The sequence below is a fragment of the Sphingomonas sp. DBB INV C78 genome, assembly GCF_042693015.1.
Classification (GTDB): Bacteria; Pseudomonadota; Alphaproteobacteria; order Sphingomonadales; family Sphingomonadaceae; genus Sphingomonas_E.
Genome location: NZ_CP170544.1, coordinates 1,295,158 through 1,310,613, shown reverse-complemented (window position 1 = coordinate 1,310,613; position 15,456 = coordinate 1,295,158). Strand labels below are relative to the sequence as shown.

Annotated in this window: 14 protein-coding genes; 8 read left to right on the top strand and 6 right to left on the bottom strand. The window is 64.3% G+C overall.

What is annotated here, in order from left to right; translation table 11 throughout:
- Positions 1-3 precede the first annotated feature (3 nt).
- Genes metG through ACFB49_RS06230 form a run of 4 tightly spaced genes read left to right on the top strand, consistent with a single transcriptional unit; the run spans position 4 to position 3,657 of the window.
- Positions 4-1,524, top strand: coding sequence for a methionine--tRNA ligase (gene metG / locus ACFB49_RS06245; protein ID WP_380877348.1), 1,521 nt, complete (start codon positions 4-6; stop codon positions 1,522-1,524).
- Complete coding sequence (locus tag ACFB49_RS06240) at positions 1,524-2,312, top strand: TatD family hydrolase (RefSeq protein WP_380877345.1); 789 nt, start codon at positions 1,524-1,526, stop codon at positions 2,310-2,312. The genes metG and ACFB49_RS06240 overlap by 1 nt, the downstream gene beginning before the upstream one ends.
- Entirely contained in the window at positions 2,309-3,073 is a 765-nt protein-coding gene (locus ACFB49_RS06235; protein WP_380877342.1) for an MBL fold metallo-hydrolase, read from the top strand. The genes ACFB49_RS06240 and ACFB49_RS06235 overlap by 4 nt, the downstream gene beginning before the upstream one ends.
- Positions 3,070-3,657: a TIGR02281 family clan AA aspartic protease gene (locus ACFB49_RS06230; RefSeq protein WP_380877339.1), complete on the top strand. Its 588-nt coding sequence runs from the start codon at positions 3,070-3,072 to the stop codon at positions 3,655-3,657. Before ACFB49_RS06235 ends, ACFB49_RS06230 begins: the two co-directional genes overlap by 4 nt.
- Here ACFB49_RS06230 and ACFB49_RS06225 read toward each other — a convergent pair.
- The 6 genes from ACFB49_RS06225 to ACFB49_RS06200 all read right to left on the bottom strand — a co-directional run bounded on the left by ACFB49_RS06225 (position 3,647) and on the right by ACFB49_RS06200 (position 9,934).
- Positions 3,647-4,171 carry a nuclear transport factor 2 family protein gene (locus tag ACFB49_RS06225; RefSeq protein ID WP_380877336.1) on the bottom strand — a complete coding sequence of 175 codons (525 nt, stop codon included), beginning with the start codon at positions 4,169-4,171 and terminating at the stop codon, positions 3,647-3,649. The genes ACFB49_RS06230 and ACFB49_RS06225 overlap by 11 nt on opposite strands.
- Positions 4,172-4,232: 61 nt before the next feature.
- On the bottom strand, positions 4,233-4,886 hold the full coding sequence (locus ACFB49_RS06220) for a DUF6975 family protein (RefSeq protein ID WP_380877334.1): 654 nt from the start codon (positions 4,884-4,886) through the stop codon (positions 4,233-4,235).
- Between the two features lie 185 nt (positions 4,887-5,071).
- Positions 5,072-7,099 (bottom strand): RNA polymerase sigma factor RpoD, encoded by a 2,028-nt coding sequence (rpoD, locus tag ACFB49_RS06215; RefSeq protein ID WP_380877331.1) that lies wholly within the window; start codon positions 7,097-7,099, stop codon positions 5,072-5,074.
- Between the two features lie 17 nt (positions 7,100-7,116).
- On the bottom strand, positions 7,117-8,976 hold the full coding sequence (gene dnaG, locus ACFB49_RS06210) for a DNA primase (protein WP_380877328.1): 1,860 nt from the start codon (positions 8,974-8,976) through the stop codon (positions 7,117-7,119).
- The gene (locus tag ACFB49_RS06205; RefSeq protein WP_380877325.1) at positions 8,973-9,368 is read right to left on the bottom strand and encodes an endonuclease domain-containing protein; all 396 of its coding nucleotides are present in this window, start codon (positions 9,366-9,368) and stop codon (positions 8,973-8,975) included. The genes dnaG and ACFB49_RS06205 overlap by 4 nt, the downstream gene beginning before the upstream one ends.
- Positions 9,369-9,478: 110 nt before the next feature.
- Entirely contained in the window at positions 9,479-9,934 is a 456-nt protein-coding gene (locus ACFB49_RS06200; protein WP_380877323.1) for a GatB/YqeY domain-containing protein, read from the bottom strand.
- A 135-nt stretch (positions 9,935-10,069) separates the two neighbouring features.
- Between ACFB49_RS06200 and carA the strand changes: the two genes are divergently transcribed.
- The 4 genes from carA to greA all read left to right on the top strand — a co-directional run bounded on the left by carA (position 10,070) and on the right by greA (position 15,453).
- Positions 10,070-11,242, top strand: a complete 1,173-nt coding sequence (gene carA / locus ACFB49_RS06195; protein ID WP_380877320.1) for a glutamine-hydrolyzing carbamoyl-phosphate synthase small subunit — start codon at positions 10,070-10,072, stop codon at positions 11,240-11,242.
- The gene (locus ACFB49_RS06190) at positions 11,239-11,562 is read left to right on the top strand and encodes a ribonuclease E inhibitor RraB (RefSeq protein ID WP_380877317.1); all 324 of its coding nucleotides are present in this window, start codon (positions 11,239-11,241) and stop codon (positions 11,560-11,562) included. Before carA ends, ACFB49_RS06190 begins: the two co-directional genes overlap by 4 nt.
- Positions 11,562-14,894, top strand: a complete 3,333-nt coding sequence (carB, locus tag ACFB49_RS06185; RefSeq protein ID WP_380877315.1) for a carbamoyl-phosphate synthase large subunit — start codon at positions 11,562-11,564, stop codon at positions 14,892-14,894. The genes ACFB49_RS06190 and carB overlap by 1 nt, the downstream gene beginning before the upstream one ends.
- An 82-nt stretch (positions 14,895-14,976) precedes the next feature.
- Positions 14,977-15,453 (top strand): transcription elongation factor GreA, encoded by a 477-nt coding sequence (greA, locus tag ACFB49_RS06180; RefSeq protein WP_380877312.1) that lies wholly within the window; start codon positions 14,977-14,979, stop codon positions 15,451-15,453.
- The last annotated feature ends 3 nt before the right edge of the window (positions 15,454-15,456 follow it).

Sequence of the window (15,456 nt, the reverse complement as noted above, 5' to 3'; positions counted from 1 at the left end):
CGCATGGCTCAACCATTCTACATCACCACCGCAATCTCCTATCCCAATGGCCGTCCGCATATCGGCCATGCCTATGAAGCGATCGCCGCCGATGCGATCGCCCGCTTCCGGCGGATGGAGGGGCGCGACGTTTTCTTCATGACGGGCACCGACGAGCATGGTCTGAAGATGGACCAAGCCGCCCGCGCCCGCGGTATCAGTCCGCGGGAGCTTGCTGATGAGATGTCGGGCTATTTCAAGGAAATGGTCTCGGTTCTCAACATCTCGAACGATCGTTTCATCCGCACCTCCGAACCCGCCCATTATGAGGCGAGCCAGGCGCTGTGGCGCGCGATGGTCGCCAAGGGCGACATCTATGCCGGCCGTTATGAAGGCTGGTATTCGGTGCGCGACGAGGCTTTCTATGACGAGAAAGAACTGGTTGCGGATGAAAGCGGCCAGAAATTCTCGCCGCAGGGCACGCCCGTTGAATGGACGGTCGAGGAAAGCTGGTTCTTCCGGCTGTCGGCTTATGCCGATCGCCTGATCGCGCTTTACGAGAGCAATCCCGATTTCATCCGCCCCGAGGGGCGCCGCAACGAGGTGATGAGCTTCGTGAAGGGCGGGCTTTCCGACCTGTCCATTTCGCGCACCAGCTTCGATTGGGGCGTGCCGGTGCCCGATGCGCCGGGGCATGTGATGTATGTCTGGGTCGACGCGCTGACCAACTATCTGACGGGTGTTGGATATCCAGAAGATACAGAGGCTTATCGGAAATTCTGGCCAGCCGATCTGCACATCATCGGCAAGGATATCGTCCGCTTCCACGCGGTCTACTGGCCGGCCTTCCTGATGTCGGCGGACCTGCCGCTGCCAAAACAGGTGTTCGGCCACGGCTTCCTGCTCAACCGGGGCGAGAAGATGTCGAAGTCGGTCGGCAATGTCGTCGATCCGATGGAGATGGCCGCCACCTATGGCGTCGATCAGCTCCGTTACTTCCTGCTGCGCGAAGTGAGCTTCGGCCAGGACGGCTCCTACAGCCATGATGCGATCGTCACGCGGTCCAATGCCGATCTCGCCAACGGCCTCGGCAATCTGGCCCAGCGCTGCCTGTCGATGATCGCCAAGAATTGCGGTGGCGTGGTGCCGGGCAAAAGCGCGCCGGCTGCCGTGCTGGACGCGGCCGACCTGCTGGCGCGGATCGAGGAGGCGATGGAAGGGCTGGTCATCCACCGCGCGCTGGAGATCATCTGGGAAGGCGTGGCCGAGGCCAATCGCTATTTCGCCGACAGCGCGCCCTGGGCGCTGCGCAAGACCGACCCCGAAGGCGCCGACGCCATCCTCCACGCGACCGCAGAGGCGATCCGCGTGCTGGCGACTCTCGTTCGCTGGGCGATACCGGAGAGCGCGGACAAGCTGCTCGATCAGCTCGCCCAGCCGGCGGATGCCCGCGACTTCGGGGCGCTTGGTACTCCCATCGCGGCGGGCACCGAATTGCCGGCACCGCAGGGCGTCTTCCCGCGTTGGGTTGAACAGGAAGGCTGATGTTCGTCGATAGCCACTGCCACCTGAATTACTCCGGCCTGGTCGAGGATCAGGCGGCAGTGCTCGGCCGTGCCCGCGGGGCCGGGGTGACGACGATGCTCAACATCTCGACCCGCGAACGCGAATGGGGCGAGATCATCGCGACGGCCGAACGCGAGCCCGACGTCTGGGCCTCGGTCGGCATCCACCCGCATGAGGCGGACGCGCATCCCGAGATCGACACCGCTGGCCTGGTCGCGCAGGCCGCCCATCCGCGGGTCATCGCGATCGGCGAAACCGGCCTCGATTATTATTACGACCATTCGGATCGCGACCGGCAACGCGCCAGCTTCCGTTCCCACATTGCCGCCTCGCGCGAGACGGGCCTGCCGCTGATCGTCCATACCCGCGATGCGGAGGAGGACACGGCGGAAATCCTGCGGGACGAGATGGGGCAGGGCGCTTATCCGGGCGTGATCCACTGCTTCACCGCCAGCGCGGATTTCGCCCGCATCGCGCTCGACCTCGGCCTCTATATTTCGATCTCGGGCATTGCGACGTTCAAGAATGCCAAGGACTTGCAGGCGACGGCTGCCACCATTCCTGCGGATCGACTGCTGATCGAGACCGACGCGCCGTTCCTGGCGCCCGTGCCCCATCGCGGCAAGACCTGCGAGCCGGCCTTTGTGGCGGACACCGCCCGCTTCCTCGCCGGGCTCCGCGGCGTCAGCGTCGAGGAACTGGGCGCAACGACCACCGCCAACTTCTTCAAGTTGTTCGGCAAAGCCCAACATTGGGCGAACGGGTGAGGGCGCGACTACTCGGCTGTGGCACTTCTTCGGGCGTTCCCCGTATCGGCAATGATTGGGGCGCCTGCGACCCGAGCGAACCCAAGAACCGGCGCCGCCGCGCCTCGATCCTGATCGAGACGGCGAGCACCCGCCTGCTGATCGACACCAGCCCGGACCTGCGCGAACAATTGCTCGATGCCGATGTGGTCGACGTTGATGCGGTGATCTGGACCCACGACCATGCCGATCATTGCCATGGCATCGACGATCTCCGCCAACTCTTCCATGCCCGCAATGCGCCGGTGGCGGCCTATGCGCGACCGTGGACATTGACCGCGCTTGCGGGGCGTTTCGCTTATGCTTTTGAAGGGAAGGAGGGTTATCCTCCGATCGTGACCGGACACGATCTGCCCGACCGTCTGACCATCGGCGATATCGCCATCACCTGTGTGGACCAACCCCACGGATCGATCACATCGGTTGGCTTTCGTTTCGAGCATGATGGCAAATCTATTGGATATGCTACTGATTTCAATGAAATAACTGAAAAGATGAGAGCAGCTTTCCGCGGACTCGACCTTTGGGTGGTCGACGCGCTGCGGCGCCGGCCGCATCCCACGCACCCGCATCTTGGCCAGACGCTCGGATGGATCGACCAGCTCGGCGTCCGCCGGGCAGTGCTGACGCATATGGACCAGTCCATGGATTATGCGGGGCTGATCGCGGAACTGCCGGCGCATATCGTGCCCGGGCATGACGGGATGGTGGTGGAGCCGTGAACAGCGATCAGGCGCTCCAGATGGTCGCCGCAGGCATGTGCCTGGTGCTGGTCCTGAGTTCGCTCATCGCGCGGCGCCAGCCATTGGGCTCGACCGTCAAGATGGCGCTGGCCTGGTTGGCGATCTTCATCGTCGCGCTGCTGCTTTACTCTTTCAAGGACGATGTCGGCGAGCGGCTGCGGATGGCGCTCTATCCCGAAGATGGCGTGACCAGAGGCGAAACCTTGCGCATTCCGATGGCCGATGACGGCCATTTCTGGGTGAACGCCGATGTGAACGGCGTGGAGACACGCTTTCTGGTCGATAGCGGCGCGACGACAACGGCTCTGTCGCTGAAGACCGCGCGTGCGGCCGGGATCGACCCCGCCGAGGACAGTTTCGGCACCCCGATCACCACCGCCAACGGCACGGTGATGGCGCGGCGCGTGCGGATCGATGAACTGCGCGTCGGGCCGATCCGCCGGTCCGACGTCGGCGCGACGACGGCGGCCGAGTTCGGCGACATGAACGTGCTCGGCATGAACTTCCTGAGTTCGCTCGATAGTTGGGGTGTCGAAGGGCGGACGCTCGTCCTCAAACCCTGAAGCTATCCGGCAGCACATCGTAGGAGGCGTCCGTCGGCCATTTCGCGCCGGATGCGAGGCCCGCCGCGGCGGCGCCCGGCTGGTGCGGCCGTTCGTGGCTCCAGTCGATCACGCGCGTGCGATGCGCGATGCGCCAGCCGGTCTCTGTCCGACGGAAGCGATCGAGATACCGGCCGCCGGCGATATAATCGCGTGCTTCACCGCTCTCCGGCCGGATGACATGGCTGTTGATCGCATAGGTTTCGCCGGTCGCTTCGTCGCCCTGGACGGCGAACAGGCGGTTGCCCATGAAATGATGGCTGATGATCGCCGGCATGGTTCGGCCAATGAAGGCGGCGAAATCGTCCGGATTGCCATGGAACATCGCGCCATGATCGTGAACGGCGTCGTCGGTGTAGAGGCTGCGGAGCAGGGCCAAGTCGCACCGGTCGACAGCGCGGGCATAAGCATCGATCAGGCGTGACAGCGCCATCTGGTCGGCGGTTTCGCGCAACAGCGCCAGATCATCGTTCATTGGAGCCCTCCCGGTCGGGGCGGACTTTGCCGAGGGAGCAAGCGACTGAAAAGAGGGCGCGTCAGCGGCGCGCCTGTTCCCGGCATTCGAGGAGATCCCACAGCCCGCGCTGCTGCAGGAACAATTGCCCGGCGCCAAAGGCGACGGCGCGTTCGAGGGCCGGCGGGATCTGCGCTGCGAAATCGGCGATCGCATCGGCGTCGGGCAGGTTGCAGCGCAAGGGCGGAGCGCCGAGGCGGTCCGCCGCGAGATCGAGGACGACGCGCACCACCTGCCAGTCGAGCAGCATGGCGAGCGCCGCGCCGGTCGCGCAGCCGGCGCGTTCGGAGGTGGCGAGCATTTCGAGCGCATGGCGCTGGGCGAGGACCGCAGCCTCGCATTCCGCCTGGCCCGGCGTGCTGGGAAGCGGCGGGGCGGCCACGGCCAGCCGGGTGATATAGGCGCGTTCCTCGGCAAAGGTCGCGGCGGCCGAGATCATCCACGCCGAAGCCTCGATCGGCGATCGTTCGATGGCGAGATCGATCAAGCCGGGCAGGCGCCCGTGCAGCAGGCAGAGATGGTGGATTACATCGGCCTGGTTGCGGATCGAATCGGCGCCGTCGAGCAGTTCGACCGAGCGGACATAGGGGTGGCTGACGCTGCCGTCGCTCGCCGCGCGGGCGAGCAGCGTGTCGGCAAGCCGGCTTCGTCCCGTGTCGATTGCTGGAAGGGCCATGTCATACTCCTGAAGCCGCGGAAGATCCGCGAACTCCGTCCTGACAGGCGATGTATAGCAAAGGGCGTAAAGGCGAGGTTTATGCCGCGTTAGCCATTCGGATAAGTAGGTTAACATGCCCCCGAAACGAAAACGCCCCGGCAGAGCCGGGGCGTTCGTGGTTCAGAGACAGGTTGAGACAGGAATCACTGGTCGAGGAAGCTCCGCATCTTGCGGCTGCGTGACGGATGTTTCAGCTTTCTCAATGCCTTGGCTTCGATCTGGCGGATACGTTCGCGGGTCACGCTAAACTGCTGGCCGACCTCTTCCAGCGTATGATCGGTGTTCATACCGATGCCGAAGCGCATGCGCAGCACGCGCTCCTCACGCGGGGTAAGGCTGGCGAGGACGCGGGTCACCGTCTCCTTGAGGTTCGCCTGGATCGCGGCGTCCACCGGGATGATCGCGTTCTTGTCCTCAATGAAGTCACCGAGATGGCTGTCCTCCTCGTCGCCGATCGGCGTTTCGAGGGAGATCGGCTCCTTGGCGATCTTCATCACCTTGCGCACCTTTTCGAGCGGCATCGAAAGCCGCTCGGCCAGTTCCTCCGGCGTCGGCTCGCGGCCGATCTCGTGCAGGATCTGGCGGCTGGTGCGGACCAGCTTGTTGATCGTCTCGATCATGTGGACCGGGATGCGGATCGTGCGGGCCTGATCGGCGATCGAGCGGGTAATCGCCTGCCGAATCCACCAGGTCGCATAGGTCGAGAACTTGTAGCCGCGGCGATATTCGAACTTATCGACCGCCTTCATCAGGCCGATATTGCCTTCCTGAATAAGATCAAGGAATTGCAGGCCGCGGTTGGTATATTTCTTGGCGATTGAGATCACGAGGCGGAGATTGGCTTCCACCATCTCCTTCTTGGCGATCCGCGCCTCGCGCTCGCCCTTCTGCACCATGTTGACGATGCGGCGGAATTCAGGAAGCGACATGCCGGTCGCCTGGCCGATCTCGGCGATCTCGCTGCGGATGCGCTCGACGGCGGAGGCTTCCGCTGCCGCATAGGCCGCCCACTTCTTGTCGAGACCGGCGACGCGGTCGAGCCAGCCTTCCTCGGTCTCGTGCCCGACATAGGCATCGAGGAACGCCTTGCGCGGCACCTTGTGGCGTTCGGCCAGGCGGAGCATCTGCCCGCCCAGCGCCATCAGGCGACGGTTGAACGAATAAAGCTGGTCGACGAGATATTCGATCTTCGCGCCGTGGAACTGGACGCTTTCCACCTCGGCGGTCAGGTCTTCGCGCAGGTTCTGATACTTGCGCTCCTCCGCCGCCGGCAGTTCGCCACCGGCGCCCATCGCCTCGAGCCGGGCGACCTGCATCTTGTGGAACTTGCGGTACAGGTCGGTGATGGTCGCGAACTTCTCCAGCGCCATCGGCTTGAGCTGTTCTTCCATCTGCGCGAGGCTGAGGGTGTTGTCCTCCTCCTCGTCATCGGACGGACGGGGCGCGCGGCGCTCCGTCATCGAATCCTCGTCCTCGTCGGCCGAAGCTTCCTCAGGCTCTTCCTCTTCCTTGAAGGACGGACCGGCGCTCTCTTCCGAGATTTCGCCATTCTCGTCCTCGGCGCCTTCCACCTGCTCGGCAGTCGGGCCCTTGGAGAGCATGGCATCGAGATCGAGGATCTCGCGAAGCTGCATCGTGCCTTCGTTGAGCGCGGTCGACCAGTCGATGATCGCGTTGAAGGTGATCGGGCTTTCGCACAGGCCGAGAATCATCGTGTCGCGGCCGGCCTCGATGCGCTTGGCGATGGCGATTTCGCCCTCGCGCGACAGAAGCTCCACCGCGCCCATCTCGCGCAGATACATGCGGACGGGATCGTCGGTGCGATCGACCGTTTCCTTCTTGGTGATCTGGGTGAGGACCGGGCCGCCATCGCCCTCGTCGACGCCGACGACCTCGTCGTCGGTCTGCTCCTCGGGCTGGTCGTCCTCGCTCTGCTCTTCATTCTCGATGACGTTGACGCCCATCTCGTTGAGCGCGGACATCACGTCCTCGATCTGGTCGGTCGACATTTCGCCGACCGCGCCGTTGAGCTCGTCAACGGTGATGTAGCCGCGCTTCTTGGCGCGGGCGACCAGCTTCTTCAGCGACGCCTCGTTGAGGTCGATCAGCGGCGCATCACTGTCGCCCCCGCCGCCAGCCGTCGTCGTATCACTGCCGTTCGTCTTCGCCATTCCGACCAACCTTAAAATTACAACGCGCCGTCTTCGCCCGCTGCGAGCATCGCCAGCGCCTGATCCGCCTCGTCCCGCGCCGCCCGGAGGCGACGCTGTTCCGCAAACCCGGCCTCGTCTGGCGAAGCCATCAGCCGCGCCGTTACCGCTGCCAGCGCCGAGTCGAGCTCGGGCCGTGCCGCCAGCGCCTCAATCACTGCCGCGAGATCGCGCCGCGCGCGCCCCGAATCGGCATTGCCGCGCAGGAAGGAAAAGGCAAGTCTGTTTGGCGCACGAAGCGCTTCCGTCGCTCCAGCCAGACCCACCTGAGCCAATATGGTTCCCAATGCGTCCGAATCAAGCATATCGCCACCAAAAGCGGCGTCGAGCATCGCGTCGCGCAGGCGGGCGAGCTCCGATTCGCTGAAACGCAGCGCTGAAATCGCCTCGGCCAGATCGGCGATCAGCTGGGGGTGGCGATACAATCCCGCAAGCACGGCGCGCCCGATCATCGGATCGAGCCCACCAGTGCGGATCGAGTGCGCCGCGGTCGATGGCGGCGGTTCGGGTGGTTTGCCGCGTTGAAAGAAGCCACGCCCACCACCGCCGCTGCGGGGCTGGAAGCGCTGGGCAGGGGCCGCACGCTCGTAAAGCGCATCGAAGCGCCGGCGGAAATCCGCGAGATATTGGCCGCGGACATCGCCATGGCGGATCGTCGCCGCGTGATCGGCGAGCCGCTTGCGCAGGCCCGCGCGTGCTTCCGGAGTATCGAGCGGGGCGACAGCAAGCTCATGCTTCCACAGCCGTTCGACGAGCGGTTCTGCGGCCTCCAGCACTTCTTCCATCGCCGACGCACCACCCGAGCGGACCAGATCATCGGGGTCCTGGCCGGCGGGCAGGGTCGCGAAGCGCAAGGTGCGCCCCGGTTCGATCATCGGCAGCGCGCGGAGTGCCGCGCGGATCGCGGCCTTCTGCCCCGCCGAATCGCCGTCAAAGCAGAGGATCGGCGTTTCGGCGAGCCGCCACAGCCGTTCGAGCTGCCCTTCGGTGAGCGCCGTGCCGAGCGGGGCGACCGCATCGCCGATGCCCGCCTGGGCGAGCGCGATCACGTCCATATAGCCTTCGACGACGATCACGCGCCCGCTCTTGCGCGTCGCCGCGGCCGCCTTGTCGAGGTTGAAGAGGGTGCGGCCCTTGTCGAACAGGGGTGATTCGGGAGAATTCAGATATTTGGGCTCGCCCGCGCCGATGATGCGGCCGCCAAAGGCGATCACCCGCCCCCGCGGATCGCGGATCGGGATCATCAGCCGGCCGCGGAACCGGTCGTAGGGCTCCTTCTCCTCGACCGAGATGAGGAGGCCCGCTTCGACCAATTTGTCGTCGCCGAAACGGGCGAGCGCGGCCTTCAGCTTGCCCCGCGAATCGGGGGAAAAGCCGAAGTCGAACGCATTGATCGTCGCCGCGCTGAGCCCCCGCTTCTGGAGATAGGCCCGCGCTTCGGCGCCGGCGATGCCGTGAAGCTGTTCGGTGAACCAGGTTGCGGCCTCCGCCATCGCCTCGTGCAGGCCCGATGCGCGCTCAGCCTTCTCGGCGGCGCGCGGATCGGCGGCGGGCACATCCATGCCGGCGGCGGCGGCGAGCTCCTTCACCGCGTCCATGAAGGGCAGGCCCTTATTATCGGTCAGGAAACGGATCGCATCGCCATGCGCACCGCAGCCGAAGCAATGGTAGAAGGCCTTGTCGTCGTTGACGTAGAAGCTTGGGCTCTTCTCGTTATGGAACGGGCAGCAGGCGCGAAATTCGCGGCCGGCGCGCTCCAGCTTCACCGATTTGCCGATCAGCGCCGACAGCAGGGTGCGCGAACGGAGTTCGTCGAGCCATTGAGGGGAGAGGCTCATACCGCTTCGCTCCCCTCCCGCATGCGGGAGGGGTTGGGGGTGGGGCGTTCTGCAAGAGCGTCGCTGATAATCGTCAAAACACCTTCGATCCGCTTTTCGATATCGGCATTGGTGAATCGTATCACGCGATAGCCGGCCGCTTCCAATGCTTCGGTTCTGCGCTCATCATGAGTGATCCGGCCGTCATGGCTGTGACCGTCCACCTCGACGACCAACCGGGCGGAGCGGCACAGGAAATCGCAGATATACGGACCGATCGGCATCTGCCGGCTGAACTTGTAACCGTCGAGCTGGCTGCGGGAGAGATGCTGCCAAAGCGCGCGCTCGGCAGGCGCGGCAGCGTTGCGCAGGTCGCGTGCCCGATTGGTCTGGCGCGGCTTGAATATCGGCATCCCCACCCCCGACCCCTCCCGCAAGCGGGAGGGGAGATTATGCGCCCGACATTCCCCTACCGCTTGCGGGAGGGGTTAGGGGTGGGGATTCGCGCCCCATTCGAGGAAAATCACCCCGCCAACGCCCCCTTCACCAGCCCGCTCGCCTTGCTCATGTCGAGCTGGCCGGCCAGCCGCTCCTTCACCGCGGCCATCACCTTGCCCATGTCCTTGACCGAGGTCGCGCCCAGTTCGGCGACGATCGCGGCGATGGCGGCCTTGGCTTCGTCCTCGTCCATCTGCGCGGGGAGGAAGCTTTCGATCACGGCGAGTTCGGCCTTTTCGGCATTCGCCAACTCAACCCGGCCGCCTTTTTCGAACATCTCGATCGATTCGCGGCGCTGCTTGCCCATCTTCTGCAGTACCTCCATCACGACGACATCGTCGTCGGACGATCCGGCACTGGTCCGCATTTCGATGTCGCGGTTCTTGATGGCGGCCTGGATCAGGCGGATTGCTGAGGTTTTTTCGGCGTCGCGCGCCTTCATCGCGGACACTAGGCCCGCCTTTATGTCGTCACGAATCATGGAGCCTCGGGAAGGTTTCCGGGAAAGCGATCAGCATAGCCTCGCTGGCAGAATTTTAATAGATTGACCCTGCCAAGCCACCCCCCTAGGAACCCCGCCGTTTACCCGCCGCCCAAGCATAAGGAGAGCCCACCAGTGGCCGAGACCGATCACGCGCGTCCACCAGAAGGAGCGACCGGCGTTTTGGTCCTTGCCGATGGTTCCGTGATCTGGGGCAAGGGCTTTGGCGCCGAAGGCGATAAGGTCGGCGAAGTGTGCTTCCACACCTCGATGACCGGCTATCAGGAAATCATGACCGATCCGTCCTTTGCCGGGCAGATCATCAACTTCGCCTTCCCGCATATCGGCAATGTCGGTGCGAACCATGAGGATGTGGAGGCGACCAACCCGCACGCGCTGGGGCTGATCGTCCGCGAGGATGTGACCGATCCGTCCAACTTCCGCGCCGCACTGCATTTCGATGCCTGGTTGAAGTCCAATGGCCGCATCGGTCTGTCGGGCGTCGACACCCGTGCGCTGACCCGCGCGATCCGCATCCAGGGCGCGCCCAACGGCGTCATCGCCCACAATGCCAAGGGCGAGTTCGACATTCCCGCTCTGCTTGCCAAGGCGAAGGCCTGGCCGGGGCTGGAGGGGATGGACCTCGCCAAGGAGGTGTCCTCCACCCAGAGCTATAAGTGGGATGATGGGCTGTGGACGCTGGGCGAGGGTTATGCGACCCACTCCGCGAACCCCGCAGGCCCGCATGTCGTGGCGATCGATTATGGCCTCAAGCGCAACATCCTGCGCAACCTGGTGGCCGCCGGTGCGCGGGTGACGGTGGTGCCGGCGACGGCGACCTTCGACGAGGTGATGGCGCACCAACCCGACGGCGTGTTCCTGTCGAACGGCCCCGGTGATCCCGCCGCGACCGGCGCCTATGCGGTGCCGGTGATCCAGGAACTGCTCAAGGTCGGCAAGCCGCTGTTCGGCATCTGCCTCGGCCACCAGCTCCTCGGCCTCGCGATCGGCGCCAAGACCTACAAGATGCACCAGGGCCATCGCGGCGCGAACCATCCGGTCAAGCGTTCGGATGACGGCCGGGTCGAGATCACCAGCATGAACCACGGCTTCGCGGTCGATGCCGATACGCTGCCGGCGAACGCGCGGACCACGCACGTCTCGCTGTTCGATGGATCGCTCGCCGGCCTCGAACTCACCGACAAGTCCGCGTTCAGCGTGCAATATCACCCCGAAGCCAGCCCCGGCCCGCAGGACAGCCATTATCTGTTCGAGAAGTTCGTGGCGGCGCTGGGGACGAAGGCGTGAACGCCTCTAGCCGCGATCGGGATACCGCCACCCTCAAGGCGTTGCACGAGCACGGCGATGCCGCTGTTATTATGCGGCCGGTTTTCATCTGGATATATGGCGAGGAGGCGGATCTTCGAAAGGTCGCATCCAGACTGGCTGCAACTTGGCAGGATGTAGAGCCGGAGCAAGCCAATTCGGGGTGGGTCATTCGCGCTCAACGTGAGCAAGAAGCAACGGAAGAGGCCATCTTCGCCATGTCCGACGAGATCAACGCCGCTATCGAAGACACCGACGCTGAATTCGATGGCTGGGAAACTTCTGTGGAACGCAGCAACTAATGCCCAAACGCACCGACATCTCCTCCATCCTCATCATCGGCGCGGGTCCGATCGTTATCGGCCAGGCGTGCGAGTTCGATTATTCGGGCACGCAGGCGTGCAAGGCGCTGCGCGAGGAAGGTTATCGCATCATCCTCGTCAACTCGAACCCCGCGACGATCATGACCGATCCGGACATGGCCGACGCGACCTATGTCGAGCCGATCACGCCCGCGGTCGTGGCGAAGATCATCGAGAAGGAGCGGCCCGACGCGGTGCTGCCGACGATGGGCGGGCAGACCGCGCTCAACACCGCGCTGGCGCTGTTCAACGACGGCACCTTGGAGAAATATGGCTGCATCATGATCGGCGCCGATGCCGATGCGATCGACAAGGCCGAGGATCGCCAGCGTTTCCGTGAGGCGATGGACAAGATCGGGCTGGAAAGCGCGCGTTCCGCCGTCGCGCACACGATGGAGGAGGCGCTCGCCGCGCTGGAGCATACTGGCCTGCCGGCGATCATCCGCCCGAGCTTCACCATGGGCGGCACTGGCGGCGGCATCGCTTATAATCGCGAGGAGTTCATCCAGATCGTCACGGGCGGTCTCGATGCCTCGCCGACCACCGAGGTGCTGATCGAGGAATCGCTGCTCGGCTGGAAGGAGTATGAGATGGAGGTCGTGCGCGACAAGCACGACAATGCCATCATCATCTGCTCGATCGAGAATGTCGATCCGATGGGCGTCCACACGGGCGATTCCATCACCGTCGCGCCGGCGCTGACGCTGACGGACAAGGAATATCAGATCATGCGCAACGCGAGCATCGCTTGCCTGCGCGAGATCGGGGTCGAGACGGGCGGATCGAACGTCCAGTTCGCGGTCAACCCGAAGGACGGCCGCCTGATCGTGATCGAGATGAACCCGCGTGTGTCGCGGTCGTCGGCGCTCGCCTCCAAGGCGACCGGCTTCCCGATCGCCAAGGTCGCGGCCAAGCTGGCGGTCGGCTACACGCTCGACGAGATCACCAACGACATCACCGGCGCGACGCCGGCGGCGTTCGAGCCGACGATCGACTATGTCGTCACCAAGATCCCGCGCTTCGCCTTCGAGAAGTTCAAGGGCGCCGAGCCTTTGCTGTCGACGGCGATGAAATCGGTCGGCGAGGTGATGGCGATCGGCCGCAACATCCACGAATCGATGCAGAAGGCGCTGCGCGGTCTCGAAACCGGTCTTGCCGGCTTCAACTTCATCGATGCGCTGGTGGGCGCGCCGCGTTCGGTGATCGAGGCGGAGCTAGCCCGCCCGACGCCCGATCGCCTGCTCGTCGCCGCCCAGGCGCTGCGCGAAGGCTTCACGGTGGAGGATATCCACCGCATCTCCAAATATGATCCCTGGTTCATCGAACGCATGGCCGAGATCGTCGCCGCCGAGAAGAAGGTCGCCGACGAAGGGCTGCCGCGCGATGCCGCGGGCCTGCGCAAGCTCAAGGCTATGGGCTTCTCCGACAAGCGCCTCGCTTATCTGGCGCTTCAGTCGGCGCATCTGCGCGGCATGGAAAGCGCGCACGCCCATGGTTCGGGCCTGGTCCATGATGTCGTGACCGCGATGACCGGCGGCGTGACCGAGAAGGAAGTCCGTGCGCTCCGCCACCGCCTCGGCGTCCGCCCCGTCTTCAAGCGGATCGACACCTGCGCCGCCGAGTTCGAGGCGAAGACGCCTTATATGTATTCGACCTATGAGGCGCCGAGCTTCGGGGTGCCTGAGTGCGAATCCAACCCGTCGGACCGCAAGAAGGTTGTCATCCTCGGCGGCGGCCCCAACCGCATCGGCCAGGGCATCGAGTTCGATTATTGCTGCGTCCACGCCTGCTTCGCGCTGAATGAGGTCGGCTACGAAACGATCATGGTCAACTGCAACCCGGAAACGGTGTCGACCGACTATGACACGTCCGATCGCCTCTATTTCGAGCCGCTGACCGCCGAGGACGTGCTGGAGATCCTGCATGTCGAGATGTCGAACGGCACGCTGGCCGGCGTGATCGTCCAGTTCGGCGGGCAGACCCCGCTCAAGCTGGCGCAGGAACTGGCTGATGCCGGCATTCCGATCCTCGGCACCAGCCCGGATGCGATCGACCTTGCCGAAGATCGCGAGCGTTTTGCCGATCTCGTCACCCGGCTCGGGCTCAAGCAGCCGCGCAACGGCCTCGCCCGCAGCCGGGAAGAAGCGCTGATCGTCGCCGAGCGCGTCGGCTATCCGGTGCTGATGCGCCCGTCCTATGTGCTGGGCGGCCGCGCGATGGAGATCGTCGAAAATCCCGCGCAGCTCGAAACCTACATCACCACCGCGGTGCAGGTGTCAGGCGATTCGCCGGTGCTGATCGACCAGTATCTGCGCGACGCGATCGAGGTAGACGTCGATGCGATCGGCGATGGCACGGACGTCGTCGTCACCGGCGTGATGCAGCATATCGAGGAAGCCGGCGTCCATTCGGGCGACAGCGCCTGTTCGCTGCCGCCCTACAGCCTGTCGGCAGAAATCGTCGCGGAAATCGAACGGCAGACCGACGCGCTGGCGCGCGCGCTCGAGGTTCTCGGCCTCATGAACGTCCAGTTCGCGGTCAAGGACGGTGAAGTCTATCTGATCGAGGTCAATCCACGCGCCAGCCGCACGGTGCCGTTCGTCGCCAAGGCGATCGGCGCGCCCATCGCCAAGATCGCCGCGCGCGTGATGGCGGGCGAGAAGCTCGCCGACCTGCCGAAGATCGATCGGAACATCAGCCATATCGCGGTGAAGGAAGCGGTGTTCCCCTTCGCGCGCTTCCCGGGTGTCGATCCGGTGCTTTCACCGGAAATGAAGTCTACCGGTGAAGTCATGGGAATCGATAAGGATTTTGAAACGGCCTTCTTCAAGGCGCAGTTGGGCGGCGGCACGTTGTTGCCGTCCGGTGGCACCTTGTTCGTTTCGGTGAAGGACAGCGACAAGCCGGCGATCGGCCCGGCGGTGGCCCAGTTGATCGAGCGCGGCTTCAAGGTCGTCGCGACCGGCGGCACCGCCACCTATCTCAAGGGCATCGGCCTGGATGTGGAGACGGTGAACAAGGTCCAGCAGGGCCGGCCGCACATCGTCGATCGCATCAAGGACAGCGGCGTCCAGCTCATCTTCAACACCACCGAAGGTTGGCAGTCGCTTCAGGACTCCCAGTCGATCCGCGGATCGGCGCTCACCGGCAAGGTGCCGTACTTCACCACGGCGGCTGCCAGCGTCGCCGCGGCGAAGGCGATTGCTGCGCTGCAAGAACGAGACCTTGAAGTAAGGCCGCTCCAATCATATTATTCCACTTCGCACGACTGATCCCCACATCATCGATGGACGTGCGGGCGGCGCCGGTTTGGACCGCCCGGGGACAAGAGTTTTACTGAAGGGGTTTTCGCTGATGGCGACCGTCGAGAAGCTGCCGATGCTGGCAGAAGGCTTTCGGATGCTGGAGGAGGAGGTCGCGCGCCTCAAACTCGAGCGGCCGCAGGTCATCGACGCGATTGAGGAAGCGCGCGCACACGGCGATCTTTCGGAAAATGCCGAATATCACGCCGCCAAGGAGCGTCAGGGCCAGATCGAGGCCATGATCAGCGACATTGAGGATCGCCTGAGCCGCGCCCAGGTGATCGATCCGACCACGCTTTCGGGCGACAAGATCGTGTTCGGCGCGACCGTGCATCTGTTCGACGAGGACGACAAGCCGGTGAAATATCAGATCGTGGGCCAGACCGAGGCGGACGCCAAGTCGGGCCGGATCTCTTACAACTCGCCGCTCGGCCGCGCCCTCATCGGCCGCAAGGTCGATGACGAGATCGAGGTGACGGTGCCGTCGGGCGATCGCTACTACGTGGTTTCCAAGATCGAGTTCATCTAAGGA